General features: G+C 65.4%; 13 protein-coding genes and 1 riboswitch. Of the genes, 10 read left to right on the forward strand and 3 right to left on the reverse strand.

The features are described 5' to 3' along the window. Positions 1 to 54: 54 nt before the first annotated feature. Complete coding sequence (locus AC07PT_RS09675; protein WP_494656553.1) at positions 55 to 504, reverse strand: GtrA family protein; 450 nt, start codon at positions 502 to 504, stop codon at positions 55 to 57. A gap of 5 nt (positions 505 to 509) precedes the next feature. Then, complete coding sequence (locus tag AC07PT_RS09680; protein WP_492347396.1) at positions 510 to 2,138, reverse strand: peptide chain release factor 3; 1,629 nt, start codon at positions 2,136 to 2,138, stop codon at positions 510 to 512. A 271-nt stretch (positions 2,139 to 2,409) separates the two neighbouring features. On the opposite strand from AC07PT_RS09680, the gene AC07PT_RS09685 reads away from it, so the two are divergent. The 9 genes from AC07PT_RS09685 (at position 2,410) to AC07PT_RS09725 (ending at position 12,436) form a co-directional block, all read left to right on the forward strand. Continuing rightward, positions 2,410 to 3,699, forward strand: a complete 1,290-nt coding sequence (locus AC07PT_RS09685; protein ID WP_494656554.1) for an amino acid deaminase — start codon at positions 2,410 to 2,412, stop codon at positions 3,697 to 3,699. Positions 3,700 to 3,842: 143 nt separating this feature from the next. After that, positions 3,843 to 5,195, forward strand: a complete 1,353-nt coding sequence (locus AC07PT_RS09690; protein ID WP_492347394.1) for a GntT/GntP/DsdX family permease — start codon at positions 3,843 to 3,845, stop codon at positions 5,193 to 5,195. Continuing rightward, positions 5,195 to 6,691, forward strand: a complete 1,497-nt coding sequence (locus AC07PT_RS09695; protein ID WP_494656555.1) for an N-acyl-D-amino-acid deacylase family protein — start codon at positions 5,195 to 5,197, stop codon at positions 6,689 to 6,691. Before AC07PT_RS09690 ends, AC07PT_RS09695 begins: the two co-directional genes overlap by 1 nt. A gap of 81 nt (positions 6,692 to 6,772) precedes the next feature. Beyond that, positions 6,773 to 7,156 (forward strand): RidA family protein, encoded by a 384-nt coding sequence (locus tag AC07PT_RS09700; RefSeq protein WP_492347447.1) that lies wholly within the window; start codon positions 6,773 to 6,775, stop codon positions 7,154 to 7,156. A gap of 16 nt (positions 7,157 to 7,172) precedes the next feature. Next, positions 7,173 to 8,120: a sugar kinase gene (locus tag AC07PT_RS09705; RefSeq protein WP_494656556.1), complete on the forward strand. Its 948-nt coding sequence runs from the start codon at positions 7,173 to 7,175 to the stop codon at positions 8,118 to 8,120. A gap of 352 nt (positions 8,121 to 8,472) precedes the next feature. Then, positions 8,473 to 8,551: riboswitch (S-adenosyl-L-homocysteine riboswitch) on the forward strand. A gap of 64 nt (positions 8,552 to 8,615) precedes the next feature. Further along, entirely contained in the window at positions 8,616 to 10,049 is a 1,434-nt protein-coding gene (gene ahcY / locus AC07PT_RS09710; RefSeq protein WP_492347391.1) for an adenosylhomocysteinase, read from the forward strand. A 167-nt stretch (positions 10,050 to 10,216) separates the two neighbouring features. Continuing rightward, complete coding sequence (locus AC07PT_RS09715; protein WP_492347390.1) at positions 10,217 to 11,005, forward strand: TlyA family RNA methyltransferase; 789 nt, start codon at positions 10,217 to 10,219, stop codon at positions 11,003 to 11,005. After that, positions 11,002 to 11,889 carry a methylenetetrahydrofolate reductase [NAD(P)H] gene (metF, locus tag AC07PT_RS09720; RefSeq protein ID WP_492347389.1) on the forward strand — a complete coding sequence of 296 codons (888 nt, stop codon included), beginning with the start codon at positions 11,002 to 11,004 and terminating at the stop codon, positions 11,887 to 11,889. Before AC07PT_RS09715 ends, metF begins: the two co-directional genes overlap by 4 nt. A 4-nt stretch (positions 11,890 to 11,893) precedes the next feature. Next, positions 11,894 to 12,436 carry a septal ring lytic transglycosylase RlpA family protein gene (locus tag AC07PT_RS09725; protein ID WP_494656557.1) on the forward strand — a complete coding sequence of 181 codons (543 nt, stop codon included), beginning with the start codon at positions 11,894 to 11,896 and terminating at the stop codon, positions 12,434 to 12,436. Positions 12,437 to 12,467: 31 nt separating this feature from the next. Here the strand turns inward: AC07PT_RS09725 and AC07PT_RS09730 are convergent, their stop codons facing one another. Continuing rightward, a complete protein-coding gene (locus tag AC07PT_RS09730; protein ID WP_494656558.1) occupies positions 12,468 to 13,394 on the reverse strand; it encodes a 23S rRNA (adenine(2030)-N(6))-methyltransferase RlmJ in 927 nt (308 codons plus the stop codon). Between the two features lie 241 nt (positions 13,395 to 13,635). Here AC07PT_RS09730 and AC07PT_RS09735 point away from each other — a divergent pair, with 241 nt between their 5' ends. Further along, positions 13,636 to 15,366 (forward strand): serine/threonine protein kinase, encoded by a 1,731-nt coding sequence (locus AC07PT_RS09735; protein WP_494656559.1) that lies wholly within the window; start codon positions 13,636 to 13,638, stop codon positions 15,364 to 15,366. Positions 15,367 to 15,482: the final 116 nt, after the last annotated feature.

Consider the following 15,482-nt stretch of genomic DNA (forward strand, 5'->3'; position numbering starts at 1 on the left):
TGTTTGTCAGAGGGGCGGCTACACAGGCTCCACCGATTGACAGTCGTGATCATCTCAATGGCGGCCGGTATGCGACAGACGACGAAACACCAGAAACCGCGCACTCAGGAAGTTGACGCACATGCCTGCCAGGCTCCCGACGGCGACGCCCAGCATGGCGGATCCTTTCAGTTCGGGAAAGTGATGAACAAAGGCCACATAGGCGCTGTAGTTGATGACCCCGCCCACGCTCATGGTGCCCAGGTAGGCCACATATTCAGCCACCAGCGTCTTGCCCTGGCGGCCGGTCGGTGCAAAGGTTTGGCGGCGGTTGAAGGCCCAGGTGGTGGTGGCGGCACACAGGAAGGACAGCACCCGCCCACCATAAAGGCCCAGCCAGGGGGTGAGCAGCCACAGCACCGCCATGTCGACCAGCAGGCCCAGCACACCCGAGACCCCGAACCAGAACAGTTGACGGATCACGGCGCGTGCCGAGGCCCTTGATGGGCCGGTTTCGGCTTTCATGGCCTTCAACCCGCCGTCTGCAGGGCCAGGCCCGCGTGCTCGCGCAAGGGGTGGAAATGGATTTTCGGGAAGCGCTCCTGGGCCAGACGCACGTCATAGGGTGAGGTGCACAGATAGGCCAGGGTGTTGGCAGCGTCGTGGGCCAGACGCAGTGGGTAGGCGTCGGTGAAGGCCTTGAGCTCGGCGGGGGTGTCGGCGGTGATCCAGCGGGCCCCGGTGTATTGGCTGCTCTCCAGGCGCACGTCGGCGTCGTACTCGGTCTTGAGGCGGTGCTGCACCACCTCAAACTGCAGCTGACCCACCGCACCCAGCAACATGGCTCCCCCCATGTCGGGCTTGAAGACCTGGATGGCGCCTTCTTCGCCCAACTGGGCCAGGCCCTGTTGCAACTGTTTGGTGCGCAGCGGGTTTTTCAGGATCACGTTCATGAACAGCTCGGGCGCAAAGAAGGGCAGGCCTGTGAACTGCAGGCTGGCACCGTCGGTGATGGTGTCGCCCAGTTGCACGCCGCCATGGGTGGTGAAGCCGATGATGTCGCCGGCATAGGCTTCATCCACGGCTTCGCGCCGCTGCGACAGAAAGGTCACCACGCTGGTGGGCCGCAGCTCCTTGGCCGTGCGTTGCACACGCAGCTTCATGCCGGGCGTGTATTTGCCCGAGGCCATGCGCACAAAGGCGATGCGGTCGCGGTGGTTGGCATCCATGTTGGCCTGCACCTTGAACACCACGCCTGAAAACGCGTCATCCTCAGGCTGGATCACTTTTTCGACCGGCTGGCGGTTGACGACCACGGTGCTCGTGCGAGATTGCGGCGGAGGCGCCAGATCGACCAAGGCGTCAAGCACCTCCATCACCCCAAAATTATTCACCCCCGAGCCAAAGAACACCGGGGTCTGCTTGCCCGCCAGGAAGGCGTCATGGTCGTAGCTGGGCGAGGCGCCCGTGGCCAGCTCCATGGCCTCCACGGCCGCCTCAAATTCGCTGCCGAAGCGCTTGACCAGTGTGGCGCGCTCAGACAAGGGGATGGATTCAAAGTCGTGCGGCAGGCGTTCGCTGCCAGCCTCGAACACCGTCATGGCCTGGGTGCGCAGGTTGATGATGCCGGCAAAGCTCTTGCCCTGGCCCACGGGCCAGGTCATGGGCACGCAGGGCATGCCCAGCTCGCGCTCCACCTCGTCGAGAATGTCCAGTGGCTCGCGCACTTCGCGGTCCATCTTGTTGACGAAGGTGAGGATGGGGGTGTCGCGTTGACGGCAGACCTCGATCAGTCGGCGAGTCTGCGATTCCACACCGTTGGCGGCATCGATCACCATCAAGGCCGAATCGACGGCGGTCAGCACCCGGTAGGTGTCTTCCGAGAAGTCTTTGTGGCCCGGGGTGTCGAGCAGGTTGATCACATGGTCGCGGTACAGCATCTGCATCACCGACGAGGCCACCGAAATGCCGCGCTGCTTTTCGATTTCCATCCAGTCCGAGGTGGCGTGGCGACTGGCCTTGCGCGCCTTCACCGAGCCGGCGATCTGGATCGCGCCCGAGAACAGCAGCAGTTTTTCGGTCAGCGTGGTCTTGCCCGCGTCCGGGTGGGAAATGATCGCGAAAGTGCGGCGGCGGCGGGTTTCTTCGAGAAAGCTCAAGGTCTTTGTCCGATTGAGGCAGAGGGTTGTCGTGGCCTGGCCGGCAAGCACTCAGGGCTGGCCGGAAGCCGCCAGGGGCGGCGGATCCATCGTTGGAGCCAAGGGCGGAGGCCTGAGCCTGGCCCGCGACCTGTGATTTTACCGGCTTGGCCCGCACAGTCCTTGGAAGGCGTGCACCTGTGACCAGGTGTTGCGAGTCACAAGTGTTTGAAAATCCCAAACGCGAAACAGTCGCCATCGCCAAGAATCTCGGTCCAGACCAGGATCGATGATGAACACTGCAGCTCCTCTTTCAGCCTCTTTTACCCAGGCCCCCCTGAACTTCGATACCAAGGGTTTGGGCGCGGCGCCCGCCGGGTGTACGCCGGCCCAGCTCAAGGACTTGCAATGGCGAATTCTTGATGATGAGGTCAGCCTGCCGGTGGCCGTGCTTCGCGAGAGTTGTATCGAGCACAACCTGCGCTGGATGCAGTCCTTCATGGCCCGCTATGGCGTGCAGTTGGCGCCCCATGGCAAGACCACCATGAGCCCGGCGCTGTTCCATCGACAGCTTGAGCATGGCGCCTGGGGCATCACGCTGGCGACGGCCTCGCAGGTCAACGCCGCGTACCGCCACGGTGTGCGCCGCATCCTGATGGCCAATCAACTGGTGGGGCGCGGCAACATGGCGCTGATTGCCCGCATCCAGGCCCAGGACCCTGATTTCAGTTTCTGCTGCATTGTCGATTCGGCGGCCAACATTGACGCGCTGGGGCATTTCTTCACCGAAGTGGGGCAGCGCCTGCGGGTGCTGATCGAGTACGGCGTGCCTGGGGGGCGCACCGGGGTGCGCGACGCGGCCCATGAGGCCGAGTGTCTGGCCGCCCTGGCGCGCTGGCCCCGCGCGCTGGCCCTGGTCGGGGTGGAGGTCTATGAGGGGGTGTTGCAGCAGTCTGACGCGATCCGGGGCTTTTTGCAGCACGTGCTGGAGCGGACCCGGGCGCTGGCGGCCGAGCAGCGGTTTGCCGAGGACACGGTGCTGCTTTCGGGGGCCGGTTCTGCCTGGTTTGACGTGGTGGCCGAGGTGTTTTCGCGCCAGGACCTGGGCTGTACGCTGGACGTGGTGCTGCGCCCGGGCTGTTACCTGACGCACGACGTCGGTATTTACCGCCAGGCCGAGCGGCGCATCCGGGCCGACAACCCGGTCGCCCGCGAGATGGGTCAAAGCCTGTTGCCAGCCTTGCAGTTGTGCGCCCACGTGCAGTCCCTGCCGGAGCCCGGGCGCGCCATCATCGCGCTGGGCAAGCGCGATGCGGCGTTTGATGCCGGCCTGCCCACCGTGAGCCTGCAGGCCCGCCCAGGCGGGTTTGCCGGTGTGCGGCCAGCCCCTGAGGATTGGGTGCTGACGGCGATGATGGATCAGCACGCCTTCATGAGCGTGCCGGAGGGGGCTGACCTGCGGGTGGGCGACATCCTGATCTTCGACATCTCCCACCCCTGTCTGACTTTCGACAAATGGCGTCAGCTGTTGCTGGTCGACGAGCACTACCAGGTGCTGAGCGCTGTCGAGACCCTGTTCTGACGCTGAGGCCCTGACCCGCCGACGGCCCGTCGGACCGCCCCGTGAGACCTGCGTGCCAGGCCGCTCTGGATCGGTGCGTCGGCGCCGTCCTGCAGATGGCACCCATTGAACCGTTTGCTACAAGAAACAACCAAGGAGACCCCGTGCCCGCTGTCGCTAACCCCTCTTTGCTGCTTTACGCGCTCATCGCCATCGTGGCGTTGGTGCTGCTGATTGCACGCTACCGCATCAACCCCTTCATCGTGCTGACCCTGGTGTCCCTGGGCCTGGCGCTGGTGGCTGGCATGCCGGCCAAGGACATCATGGGCGCCTACGAGACTGGCGTCGGCAAGACCCTTGGGCACATTGCCCTGGTGGTGGCTCTTGGCACCATGCTGGGCAAGATGATGGCCGAGTCCGGTGGTGCCGACCGCATTGCGCTTACCTTGATTGATCGCTTTGGCGAGCGCAACGCGCACTGGGCCATGGTCTGCATTGCGTTCGTCTGCGGTCTGCCCTTGTTCTTCGAGGTGGGCTTTGTGCTGCTGATCCCGATCGCCTTCACCGTGGCCCGGCGCACGGGGGTGTCGATGCTGATGGTGGGGCTGCCCATGGTGGCAGGCCTGTCGGTGGTGCACGGCCTGGTGCCACCGCACCCGGCCGCCATGATGGCGGTGGGCGCCTATGGCGCCGAGGTGGGCAAGACGGTGGCGTACGCGATCCTGGTCGGTGTGCCCACGGCCATCATTGCCGGCCCGCTGTTCGCCAAATTTGTGGCGCCACGCATCGTGCTGCCCGCCCACAATCCGATGGCCGACCAGTTCACGGACCGCGACACCGGCACCCGATCTCTGCCGGGCTTCGGCATCACCATGTTCACCGTGCTGTTGCCCGTGGCGCTGATGCTGCTGGGCGGTTGGGCCCCTGTGCTGGCGCCTGCTGGCAGTGCCTTGAACGGTTTTCTGCTGTTCGTCGGCAATTCGGTGATCGCGCTGTTGATCGCCACCGTGGTCAGTTTCTGGACACTGGGCCTGGCGCGTGGCTTTTCACGCGAAGACGTTCTCAAGTTCTCGCAGGAGTGCCTGGCACCCACCGCGGGCATCACCTTGCTGGTGGGCGCAGGGGGCGGCCTTAACCGCATTCTGGTGGATTCGGGTGTGACCACGCAGATCGTGGCGCTGTCGGCCGCCTTCCAGCTTTCGCCTCTGTTGCTGGGCTGGCTGCTGGCTGCGCTGATGCGGGTGGCGACTGGTTCGGCCACCGTGGCCATGACCACCTCGGCGGGCATCGTGGCGCCGATCGCCCTGGCCACGCAGTATCCCCACCCTGAATTGCTGGTGCTGGCCACCGGCGCGGGCTCGCTGATCCTGTCGCACGTCAATGACGGCGGCTTCTGGCTGATCAAAGAGTACTTCAACATGAGCGTGGTGCAGACGCTGAAAACCTGGACCGTGCTCGAGACCTTGATCTCGGTGGTGGCGTTTGGCCTGGTGTGGGCCCTGGCCGGGGTGCTGTGATGGACACGCTTGACACGCTGATTCGCCACGCCACGGTGTACGACGGTACTGGCCAGGCTGGCTGCCTGGCCGATGTGGGGGTGGACGCCGTCGGGCGGCTGCGCCTGTTTCAGGGTGACGCGCCCCGGCCGGCGGCCCGGGTCGAGGTCGATGCCCATGGATTGGCACTGGCGCCCGGCTTCATCGATGTGCACACGCATGACGACACCGTGGTGATCCGCCAGCCCGAGATGCTGCCCAAGATCAGCCAGGGCGTGACCACGGTGGTGGTGGGCAATTGCGGCATCAGCGCATCGCCAGTGCGCTTGCGCGGCGGCGCACCCGACCCCATGAACCTGCTGGGGCCGGATTCGGCGTTCAAGTACCCGCGTTTTGCCGATTACCGCCAGGCCATCGAGGCGGCGCAGCCGGCGGTCAACGTGGCCGCTTTGGTGGGGCACACGGCCTTGCGCAGCAACCACCTCGATGACCTGGACCGGGCCGCTCACCCGGCTGAAATCGAGGCCATGCGGCTGGAGCTGGCCGACAGCCTGGTGGCGGGTGCTCTGGGCTTGAGCACCGGTCTGGCCTATGCCTCGGCCTTTGCGGCCAGCACCGATGAGCTCAAACGCCTGGTGGCCGAGGTAGCGGCCCACGGGGCCCTCTACACCACCCATTTGCGCAGCGAGTTCGAGCCCATTCTGGAGGCCCTCGATGAGGCCTTTGACGTGGCCCGCCACGGGCCCAGCCCCCTGATCGTGTCGCACCTCAAGTGCGCAGGTGCTCGCAACTGGGGGCGCAGCACCGAAGTGCTGGCCGCCATGGAAGGTGCCGCCCGCATGCAGCCCGTGGGGTGCGACTGCTATCCCTACGCTGCCAGTTCCTCCACGCTTGACCTCAAACAGGTCACCGACGAATTCGACATCTTTATCACCTGGTCCACCCCCCACCCCGACATGGCCGGCCAGACCCTGGCGGCGATCGCGCGGAAATGGCAGACCAGCCTGCTGGAGGCGGCGCGCCTGCTGCAGCCTGCGGGCGCGGTCTACCACGGCATGAACGAGGGCGATGTGCGCCGCATCCTGTCCCATCCCATGTCCATGGTGGGCTCGGATGGCTTGCCTGAAGATCCCCATCCGCATCCGCGCTTGTGGGGCGCCTTTCCGCGGGTCCTGGGCCACTATGCCCGCGAGGAGGGCCTGTTTGCTCTGCCTGAAGCCCTTCGAAAAATGACCGGTCTGTCGGCGGCCCGCTATGGCCTGGAGCAGCGGGGCCGCCTGGTGGACGGGTACTGGGCGGATCTGGTGTTGTTCGACCCCCGCACGGTGCGTGACACCGCGACCTTTGACAACCCCCAGCAGCGTGCTGCGGGCATTGAGGCGGTGTGGGTCAACGGTGTGCTGTCGTACCGCCAGGGGCAGGCCACCGGGGCCCGTGCCGGGCGCTTCCTGCCTCGCGCGCCCGACCTGCCCGCCCGCTTTGCGGCCGCGCCGCAGCGACTTGAGGCGCAGGCCTGAGCCGCCGCTAGGCACCCCAGCAGCCCGCGCGTCACCGCGCGGCATTGAATTCAAGAAAGAAGGAGTTTTCTCATGTCCGATATCCAGCGTTATGGCGTGGCCGATGGCACAGGTGGCCAAAAGATGCCGTTTGCACGCGCGGCGCAGGCCGATGGTTGGCTGTTTGTTTCGGGGCAGACCCCGATGCGCGACGGCGAGGTGATCGACGGCGGCATCGTGGCCCAGTCGCACCAGGCCATCCGCAATGTGCTGGCCGTGCTGGCCGAGGCGGGCTACGGCCCTGAGCATGTGGTGCGCTGTGGCGTCTGGCTGGACGATCCGCGCGACTTCGCCTCGTTCAACCGGGTGTTCATGAGCTATTTCGGCGAGCATCCGCCGGCGCGGGCCTGCGTGGTGTCCCCCATGGTCATCGACTGCCGGGTGGAAGTGGACTGCGTGGCCTACCGGCGGCCCACGGCGGCCTGAGCAGGGGTCTGGCGCCATGAGTTCTCATTTTCCGGCGGCTGCGAGCGCCGGGCCCGTCCACATCGTGTCGCTGGGCGAATGCATGATCGAGATCGGAGGGCAGCCCCTGATGCGTCGCTACGGGGGGGACACCCTGAACACGGCGATCTACATGGCGCGGCTGTTGCAGGGCTGGCCTGCCGAGGTGCACTATGCCACCGCGCTGGGCGACGACCCGCTGAGTGACGGGCTGCTGAGCCAGTGGCAGGAAGAGGGCCTGTACACCGAGCGGGTGGCCCGCCTGCCCGGGCGCATGCCCGGCCTGTACCTGATCGAGACCGATGCCCTTGGCGAGCGCCGGTTTTTCTATTGGCGCAACGACAGCGCCGCCCGCCACTATTTCAGTGGCGGGCTTGATTTTGCGACGCTGCTGAACACGGGCCAGATCGATGTGCTGTACCTGTCGGGCATCACGCTGGCCCTGTTTCCACCGGAGCGGCGCGAAGTCTTGTTCGAAGCCCTGGCTGCCTTCCGGCGCGCCCGCGGTCTGATCTGGTTCGACAACAACTTCCGGCCTGCGCTGTGGCGCGCGGATCAGGCGCGTGAGGCCCATGAGCGCGTGCTGGCCCTGGCCGATGTGGCCTTGCTGACGCTGGACGACGAATCCCTGCTGTATGGGCCCCACCAGGCCCAGCAGACGGTGCAACGCAGCCTGGCGCTGGGCTGCCGGGAGGTGGTGGTCAAGCAGGGGGCCCGCCCCTGCGTGATCGCCACCGATGCGGGCCAATGGCATGTGCCGACCCAGCCGGTGGCACGGGTGGTTGACACCAGTGCAGCGGGTGATTCTTTCGCCGCCGGCTATCTGGCGGGGCGCTTGCGAGGGGCCTCGATCCCGGAGGCCGCTGCGCTGGCGCACCGGGTTTCGGGCGCCGTGATCGGCTGGCCCGGGGCCATCATCCCGCGTGAGGCCACGCCGGCGCCCTAGGCTGGGCGAGGTGCAGATCGCCTACTGAGAGCCTGTTCACGATCTCCCACGGGTCGCGCAGCGGTCTTTTCGGGATGGGATGCAAGGCGCGGTGCGCCGTCGATAGCTCGGCTATCGACAAGCGCCGCGACGCCGCAGACCGCCCGAAAAGGCCACTGCCCGAAGGGTTGAAGCGAAATCGGGCGATTGGGCGCCCCAGCTGCTTGCATGGGCACGAGCCCATGCGGCGCACCCGGGCCACCCACTCATCCCGATTGCGCTCCAACGCGGCCCATGCGAGATCGTGAACAGGCTCTTAGAGGTCGATCAGAGGGCATTGGGTGACAAACGGCGTTTTGCAACTAAAATACCGTCATCCGAGGAGCGTTGCAGCGCCCCCAGCACAGCGGGGCGTGAGGCTCGGACCATCTACGCAACGACGCTCATCCACTTCCCGTGCGATGAGTTTTTTTCGCCCCGGCAAGTGGTTTTTTCAAACACGTTTTGGAGCAAACCATGAATGCACGCAACACCCCCGCCCTGAACGCCGATTGCGCGATCACCGACATCGGCCTGGCCGATTGGGGCCGCAAGGAAATCAAGATCGCCGAGACCGAAATGCCCGGCTTGATGGCCATTCGCGAGGAGTTCAAGGCCCAGCAGCCGCTCAAGGGTGCACGCATCACCGGCTCGCTGCACATGACGATCCAGACCGCGGTGCTGATCGAAACCCTGCAGGCCCTGGGCGCCACCGTGCGCTGGGCATCGTGCAACATCTTCTCGACCCAAGACCACGCTGCTGCGGCGATTGCTGCCTCGGGCACGCCGGTGTTCGCCGTCAAGGGTGAGAGCCTGACTGACTACTGGGATTACACCCACCGCATCTTCGATTTCGGCCCGGCCGGCACCGAAGGCGAAGGTCCCAACATGATTCTGGATGACGGCGGTGATGCCACGCTGCTGATGCACCTGGGCAAGCGCGCCGAGAATGACCTGTCGCTGCTGGCCAACCCGACCAGCGAAGAGGAAACCTGCCTGTTCGCCGCCATCAAGGCCAAGCTGGCCCAAGACCCGACCTGGTACAGCCGCAAGAGCGCCCACATCATCGGCGTGACCGAAGAAACCACCACCGGCGTGCACCGCCTGAAGGAAATGTCGGCCAAGGGCAGCCTGATGTTCCGTGCCATCAACGTGAACGATTCGGTGACCAAGAGCAAGTTCGACAACCTGTACGGCTGCCGCGAGTCGCTGGTGGACGGCATCAAGCGCGCCACCGACGTGATGATCGCGGGCAAGGTGGCCTGCGTGGCCGGCTACGGCGATGTGGGCAAGGGCAGTGCGCAGGCCCTGCGTGCCCTGTCGGCCCAGGTGTGGGTCACTGAAATCGACCCCATCAATGCGTTGCAGGCCGCGATGGAAGGCTACAAGGTCGTGACCATGGACTATGCCGCCGACAAGTGCGACATCTTCGTCACCTGCACCGGCAACAAGCACGTCATCACCCACGACCACATGGCCAAGATGAAGGATCAGGCCATCGTCTGCAACATCGGTCACTTCGACAACGAGATCGACATCGCCTCGGTCGAGAAGTACCAATGGGAAGAGATCAAGCCGCAGGTCGATCACATCATCTTCCCGGACGGCAAGAAGATCATCATGCTGGCCAAGGGGCGCCTCGTGAACCTGGGCTGCGCCACCGGCCACCCCAGCTTCGTGATGAGCTCCAGCTTTGCCAACCAGACCATCGCCCAGATCGAACTCTTCACGCACAGCGATTTCTACGAAAGCGGCAAGGTCTATGTGCTGCCCAAGCACCTCGACGAAAAGGTGGCTCGCCTGCACCTGAAGAAGGTCGGTGCCATGCTGTCCGAGCTGACCGACGAGCAGGCCGCTTACATCGGTGTGCCCAAGCAAGGCCCTTACAAGCCTGATACCTACCGCTATTGATGGGGTTCTGATCGGTCGCCGATCCGTCTGTGACCGGTTTCTGACCGGTCTTTGTCCGAAGCATGTCGCCAGACACGGGCTCTTGCCTGGGCGGCGGCATCGCCTTGGTCGGGCCCGGCGGGGCGGGCAGGTTCTTGGGCCCAAGGTGTTTCATTTTTAAGGATTTCATGCGAGCTGATCAGTTGTTGGTGGAGCGCGGCCTGGCTGTGTCCCGGTCGCAGGCCTCGCGCCTCATCGCGGCAGGCGTTCAATGGCGCCCCAGCGAGGCCTCGCCTTGGGTGGCGGTGCTGAAGAACGGCCAGGAGTTGCCCGACAGTGCGCTGATCGAACTGGTCGATGCCGCCGAGGCGCGTTACGTGTCACGCGGCGGTCTGAAGCTGGAAGGGGCCCTGCAAGCCACGGGCCTGTCGGTGGCGGACAAGCTGTGCCTGGACGTCGGGCAGTCCACCGGTGGCTTCACCGATTGCCTGCTCCAGGCCGGCGCTGCCCATGTGGTGGGCGTGGATGTGGGGCAGGGCCAGTTGTATGAACGCCTGCGTTTCGACGAGCGCGTCACCTGCATCGAGCAGGTCAACGCACGCCACTTGACCACGCTGGAGCTGATGGAGCATTGCGAGGGGCTGGAGAGCCCGCGCGGCCCGTTTGATGGCCAGTTCGATTTCATCACGGGCGACTTGTCTTTCATCTCGCTGACCCTGGTGTTGCCGGCGCTGATGCCCATGTTGGGCGTGGGCGGCGACTTGCTCATGCTGGTCAAGCCGCAGTTCGAGCTGCAACCCGGCCAGGTCGGCAAAGGCGGTATCGTGCGCGAGCCGGCCTTGTTCGGCGTGGTCGAGAAGCGGTTGCGTGATGCCTGCCAGGAACTGGGGCTGCAGGTGCTGGCCTGGTTCGACAGCCCGATCAGCGGCGGCGATGGCAACCGCGAATTCTTCATTCACTCAAGGAGGGCGGCATGAGCGCGTCCATATCCCGCGCAGCAGGCTCGGCTCTGCTGCCCGTCAGTTTCGAGTTCTTCCCACCCAAGACGCCCGAGGGGGCCGCCAAGCTGCGCAACGTGCGCCAGGCGCTCTACAGTCGGCGTCCCGAGTTCTGCTCGGTCACCTACGGTGCGGGTGGTTCCACACAAGAGGGCACCTTCGCCACGGTGCGCGAGATCTTGTCTGAAGGCTGCAGCGCCGCCTCGCACTTCTCGTGCATCGGTGCCACGCGCGCGTCGGTACGCGAGCAGCTCGGCACCCTGAAGGCCATGGGCGTGAAGCGCCTGGTGGCGCTGCGGGGGGATCTGCCCAGTGGCTATGGCGCCGGTGGCGAGTTTCAATACGCCAGCGACCTGGTGGCCTTCATCCGCGCTGAGACCGGGCACGACTTCCACATCGAAGTGGCCGCCTACCCTGAGGTACACCCCCAGGCCCGCTCGCCTGAGGCCGACCTGCAGGCCTATGCCGCCAAGGTGCGCGCCGGTGCCGATTCGGCCATCACCCAATACTTCTATAGCCCCGATGCCTACTTTCGCTTTGTCGAAGACAGCCGCAAGCTGGGCCTGCAAGTGCCGGTGGTGCCGGGCATCATGCCCATCACCAGTTCGACCCAGCTGATGCGCTTTTCGGACGCCTGCGGCGCCGAGATTCCGCGTTGGATCCGGCTGCGCCTGCAAGGTTTTGGCGACGATGTGGAGTCAATCAAGGCCTTTGGCCTGGACGTCGTCACCCGACTGTGCGAGCAACTGCGGCAGGGGGGTGCGCCGGCGCTGCACTTCTACACCATGAACCAGAGTGTCAGTACCCTGGCCTTGCTGGATCGCCTGGGCCTGAAGGCAGATGTGGCCCCTGCGGCACCCTGAACCCATGACGGTGCCTTGTTGGCTCCGGGTGCTGTGGCTGGTGGTGGCGCTGGTCGCTCACCCCTGGCCTGCCTGGGCCGCCCAACCCGGCTTTGCCGGTGTTGAGTTGCCGCTGGCCAGCCGCCTCGATCAATTGGGCGGTGAAATGGGCCGTGGGGCTGAGAAGGCCGCTGAGGACGAGGAGGAGCCACCCGGTGATCCCTTGAGCACCTTGATGGCGCCTGACGAGGTGTACTTCGAGCGCGGTGGCGCATCGTGGTATGGCATCGAGTTGCACCGCCGCCGCACGGCCAGTGGCGAGCGCTTCAACATGAACGCCATGACCGCGGCGCACCGCACCTTGCCCTTCGGCACCCGGGTGTGTGTGCGCAACCTCAACAACGGCAAGGAGGTGCTGGTGCGCATCAATGATCGGGGGCCCCATACCATGGGACGCATCATCGACGTGAGCCGCGCCGCCGCCGTGGCCCTCGACTTGATGGGCGTGGGCATCAAGGAAGTGGCTTTGTCGCTGCCGGTGGTGACCGGCCTGCCCTGCGGCAACTGAGGCCTTGCAGGCCCCGGTGGAGCGCGGGGTGTCAGCCCCCGCTGTCCAGCGTGAAGCCCGCGCCGCGGTCTTGTCCCATCAGCTCCACCATCTGCGGCAGGGCCTCTTTGAGAATGGCCTTGAGCGTGAACGGCGGGTTGATCAGGAACATGCCGCTGGCCGGCAGTCCGGTGCCGGCCTTGCCGGATTTCACGGTCAGTGTGGCGTGGAGCCAGGCTTTGCCAGCTTTGTTGGCCATGGTCTTCAGGCGCTTGGGCAGATCGTGAGCCTCGGGGCGCGGGATGATCGGGTACCAGACCGCATAGGTGCCGGTGGCAAAACGCTTCAGGCAATCCGCCATCAGATCCTGCACCCGCAGGTAGTCGGTCTTGATCTCGTAGCTGGGATCGCACAGCAGCAGGGCGCGCCGTGCCGGCGGCGGCAGGAACTTCTTCACGCCCTCAAATCCGTCTTCGCGCAGCACTGCCACCTGGCGGCCGGCTTCCAACTGGGCGATGTTGCCGTCCAGCGAGCGGGCATCCGTGGGGTGCAGCTCAAACACCTTCAGGCGGTCATGGCTGCGCAACAGGCGCTGGATGATGAAGGGCGAGCCCGGGTACACCTTGAGCGAGTTGCCGCTGTTGAAGGAGCGGATCTGGTCCAGATAGCTTTGCAGTGCCGGCGTGAGGGGTTTGACGGCGGCATCCGCTGCCGGCTTGGCTGGGGGCTGCTTCACAGCCAGGGCTGTGTTTTGGGCCGAGAAGGGGCCGTCGACAAGGCAGCGGATGCCGGTATCGGCTTCTCCGCTGGTGCTGGCGTAATCACCGTCCAGTCTGTAAAGGCCCGCGCCCCCATGGGTGTCGATCACCGTCAGGGCCGCGTCTTTCTCGGTCATGTATTGGAGCGCGGACACCAGCACGGTGTGCTTGAGCACATCGGCGTGGTTGCCCGCATGGAAGGCGTGGCGGTAACTGAACATGGCGCCAATGGTAACGGCCCCGACCCGGCACAGGGGCTTGATCCGCGCCTTCGCACCGGGTATCCGAAAAATCCAAGCGCAAAATTTCGACGGTCGGCGCGAAATTTGACCGTTTTAGCCGTTCGTCGGTCAAATTAAGGACAATTGGCGGTGCGAGCATGTTCGTGAATGCCGCAGACCACGCAGGGAGTATGCCGCCCTCTTGTGCGCGGTGTGCGCCTCGCCCAGCCCCTTCCCTGCCATGTCCTCTCCCGTCCTGCCCGAACGCGCCGCTCAGGCACCCAGCCATGCCGACGCCCTGCCGGTGGGGACGCGGCTGGCCGAGTTCGACATCGAGGGGTTGTTGGGCGTCGGTGGTTTTGGGCTGGTCTACAAGGCTTTTGACCGCTCTTTGCAGCGCTCGGTGGCCATCAAGGAGTACCTGCCGGGTGCTCTGGTCGGGCGGGGGCCGGGCCTGTCGGTGGCGCTGCGTTCGCCTCATGAGGCCGCGGCTTTCCAACGCGGGCTGCAGGGTTTTTTGAACGAGGCGCGTTTGCTGGCCTCGTTCGACCACCCGTCGCTGGTCAAGGTGTTCCGCTTCTGGGAGACCCACGGCACGGCCTACATGGTGATGCCGCTGTACCAGGGCATGACCCTGCAGCAGGCGCGCACCCAGATGCGGGGGCCGCCGCCCGAAGCCTGGTTGCGCAAGGTGATCGGAGGGCTGCTGGGGGCTTTGCAGTGCTTGCATGAGCACCAGACCCTGCACCGTGATGTGTCACCAGACAACATCTTCCTGCAGGACATCGGCCCGCCTGTGCTGCTTGATCTGGGGGCTGCGCGTCGCGCCCTGGCCGGTCGGGGGCATCAGCACACGGCCATCCTCAAGGTGCATTACGCCCCGATCGAGCAGTATGCAGACACCGAAGACATGCAACCCGGGCCCTGGTCCGACCTGTATTCTCTGGCGGCCGTGGTGTATGACTGCCTGTGTGGCCAGGCGCCGACGCCGGCCACCTTTCGCATCATCAAGGACCGCATGCAGCCCTTCCACGAAGTGGCCCGCGTGTTGACCACCGAATTCGGTCTGCGCTATTCGGCCCCTTTTCTGGACGGCTTGGGGCAGGCGCTCGAAATCAGACCCGAGCGGCGACCCGCCAGCACCCGAGTCCTGGCGGAGTGCATGCAACTGAGGCCTGATGACGAGAACCTGAGCCGTTTTGACTGGCGCGCCGAACTCGGCGACCTTTGGCTGCCTGCGGCCCAGGCCCATGGCGTGTCGGCGCGAACCGAGCCCGATGCGGCCACCCAGCCGTGGCCCGAGCGGGGGGCGGAAATCGAGGCGACGGTGGACCTGACGAGCGCCTCGCCAGGTCTTCGTCGCGCCGCTGTGCCCGAGCAAGGAGCCGTCGTCGGCGCACCCGTGTGGTCTGATGCGACGGTGGATTTGTCGCTGGCGTCAGAGCCCAAGGCCGATGCTCGGCCAACAGGTGTTCGGTCGGCGCGCCTGGTTTGGGCGCTGATGGTCGTGGCCTTGATGCTGGTCGGTGGGGCCGGCTGGCGCTGGTGGCAAAACCCGGCCCGAGCGACGGAATCCATCTTCACTGAGACTGCACCGAAGCAGACAGCTCCAGCGGTGTTACCCGCGCCAGAGGCCGTGCCGCCTCCGGTGCCGGCGCCTGCCGCCGCGCCGGTGCCACAGGCACCAGCTCGAGCGACTCCGGCCCCCTCCATTCCGCAAGCCGTGGCACGTCATCGGCGTCCCGACCCCATCCCGCGACCGGCGGCCAGTGCCGCCGCGCCTCCTCCGGCCGACGTTGCAGGTGATAAAAATCACCAAAATGGTGCGGCGTTGTGTGCTGACGTGGGTATTTTGCTGCGCACGCTGTGCATGCACCGCGAATGTGCCAAGCCACAGAACACCGAGACCCAGGCCTGCGTGGACTATCGCCGCGGCATGCAAGAGCGTGCGCGGCGCCCTGACACGCTGTAGCGCCGCCTGCCGGCGGTCGTTCGGGACCTGAAGCGGGCCCGAACTTGGATACAGTTCCTAGCTGAAAGCCGTTCAAGTGGGTGTAACGGTTTTCATATGGTCACTATCTGACCTTC

Source organism: Curvibacter sp. GW821-FHT09D12 (assembly GCF_059416245.1).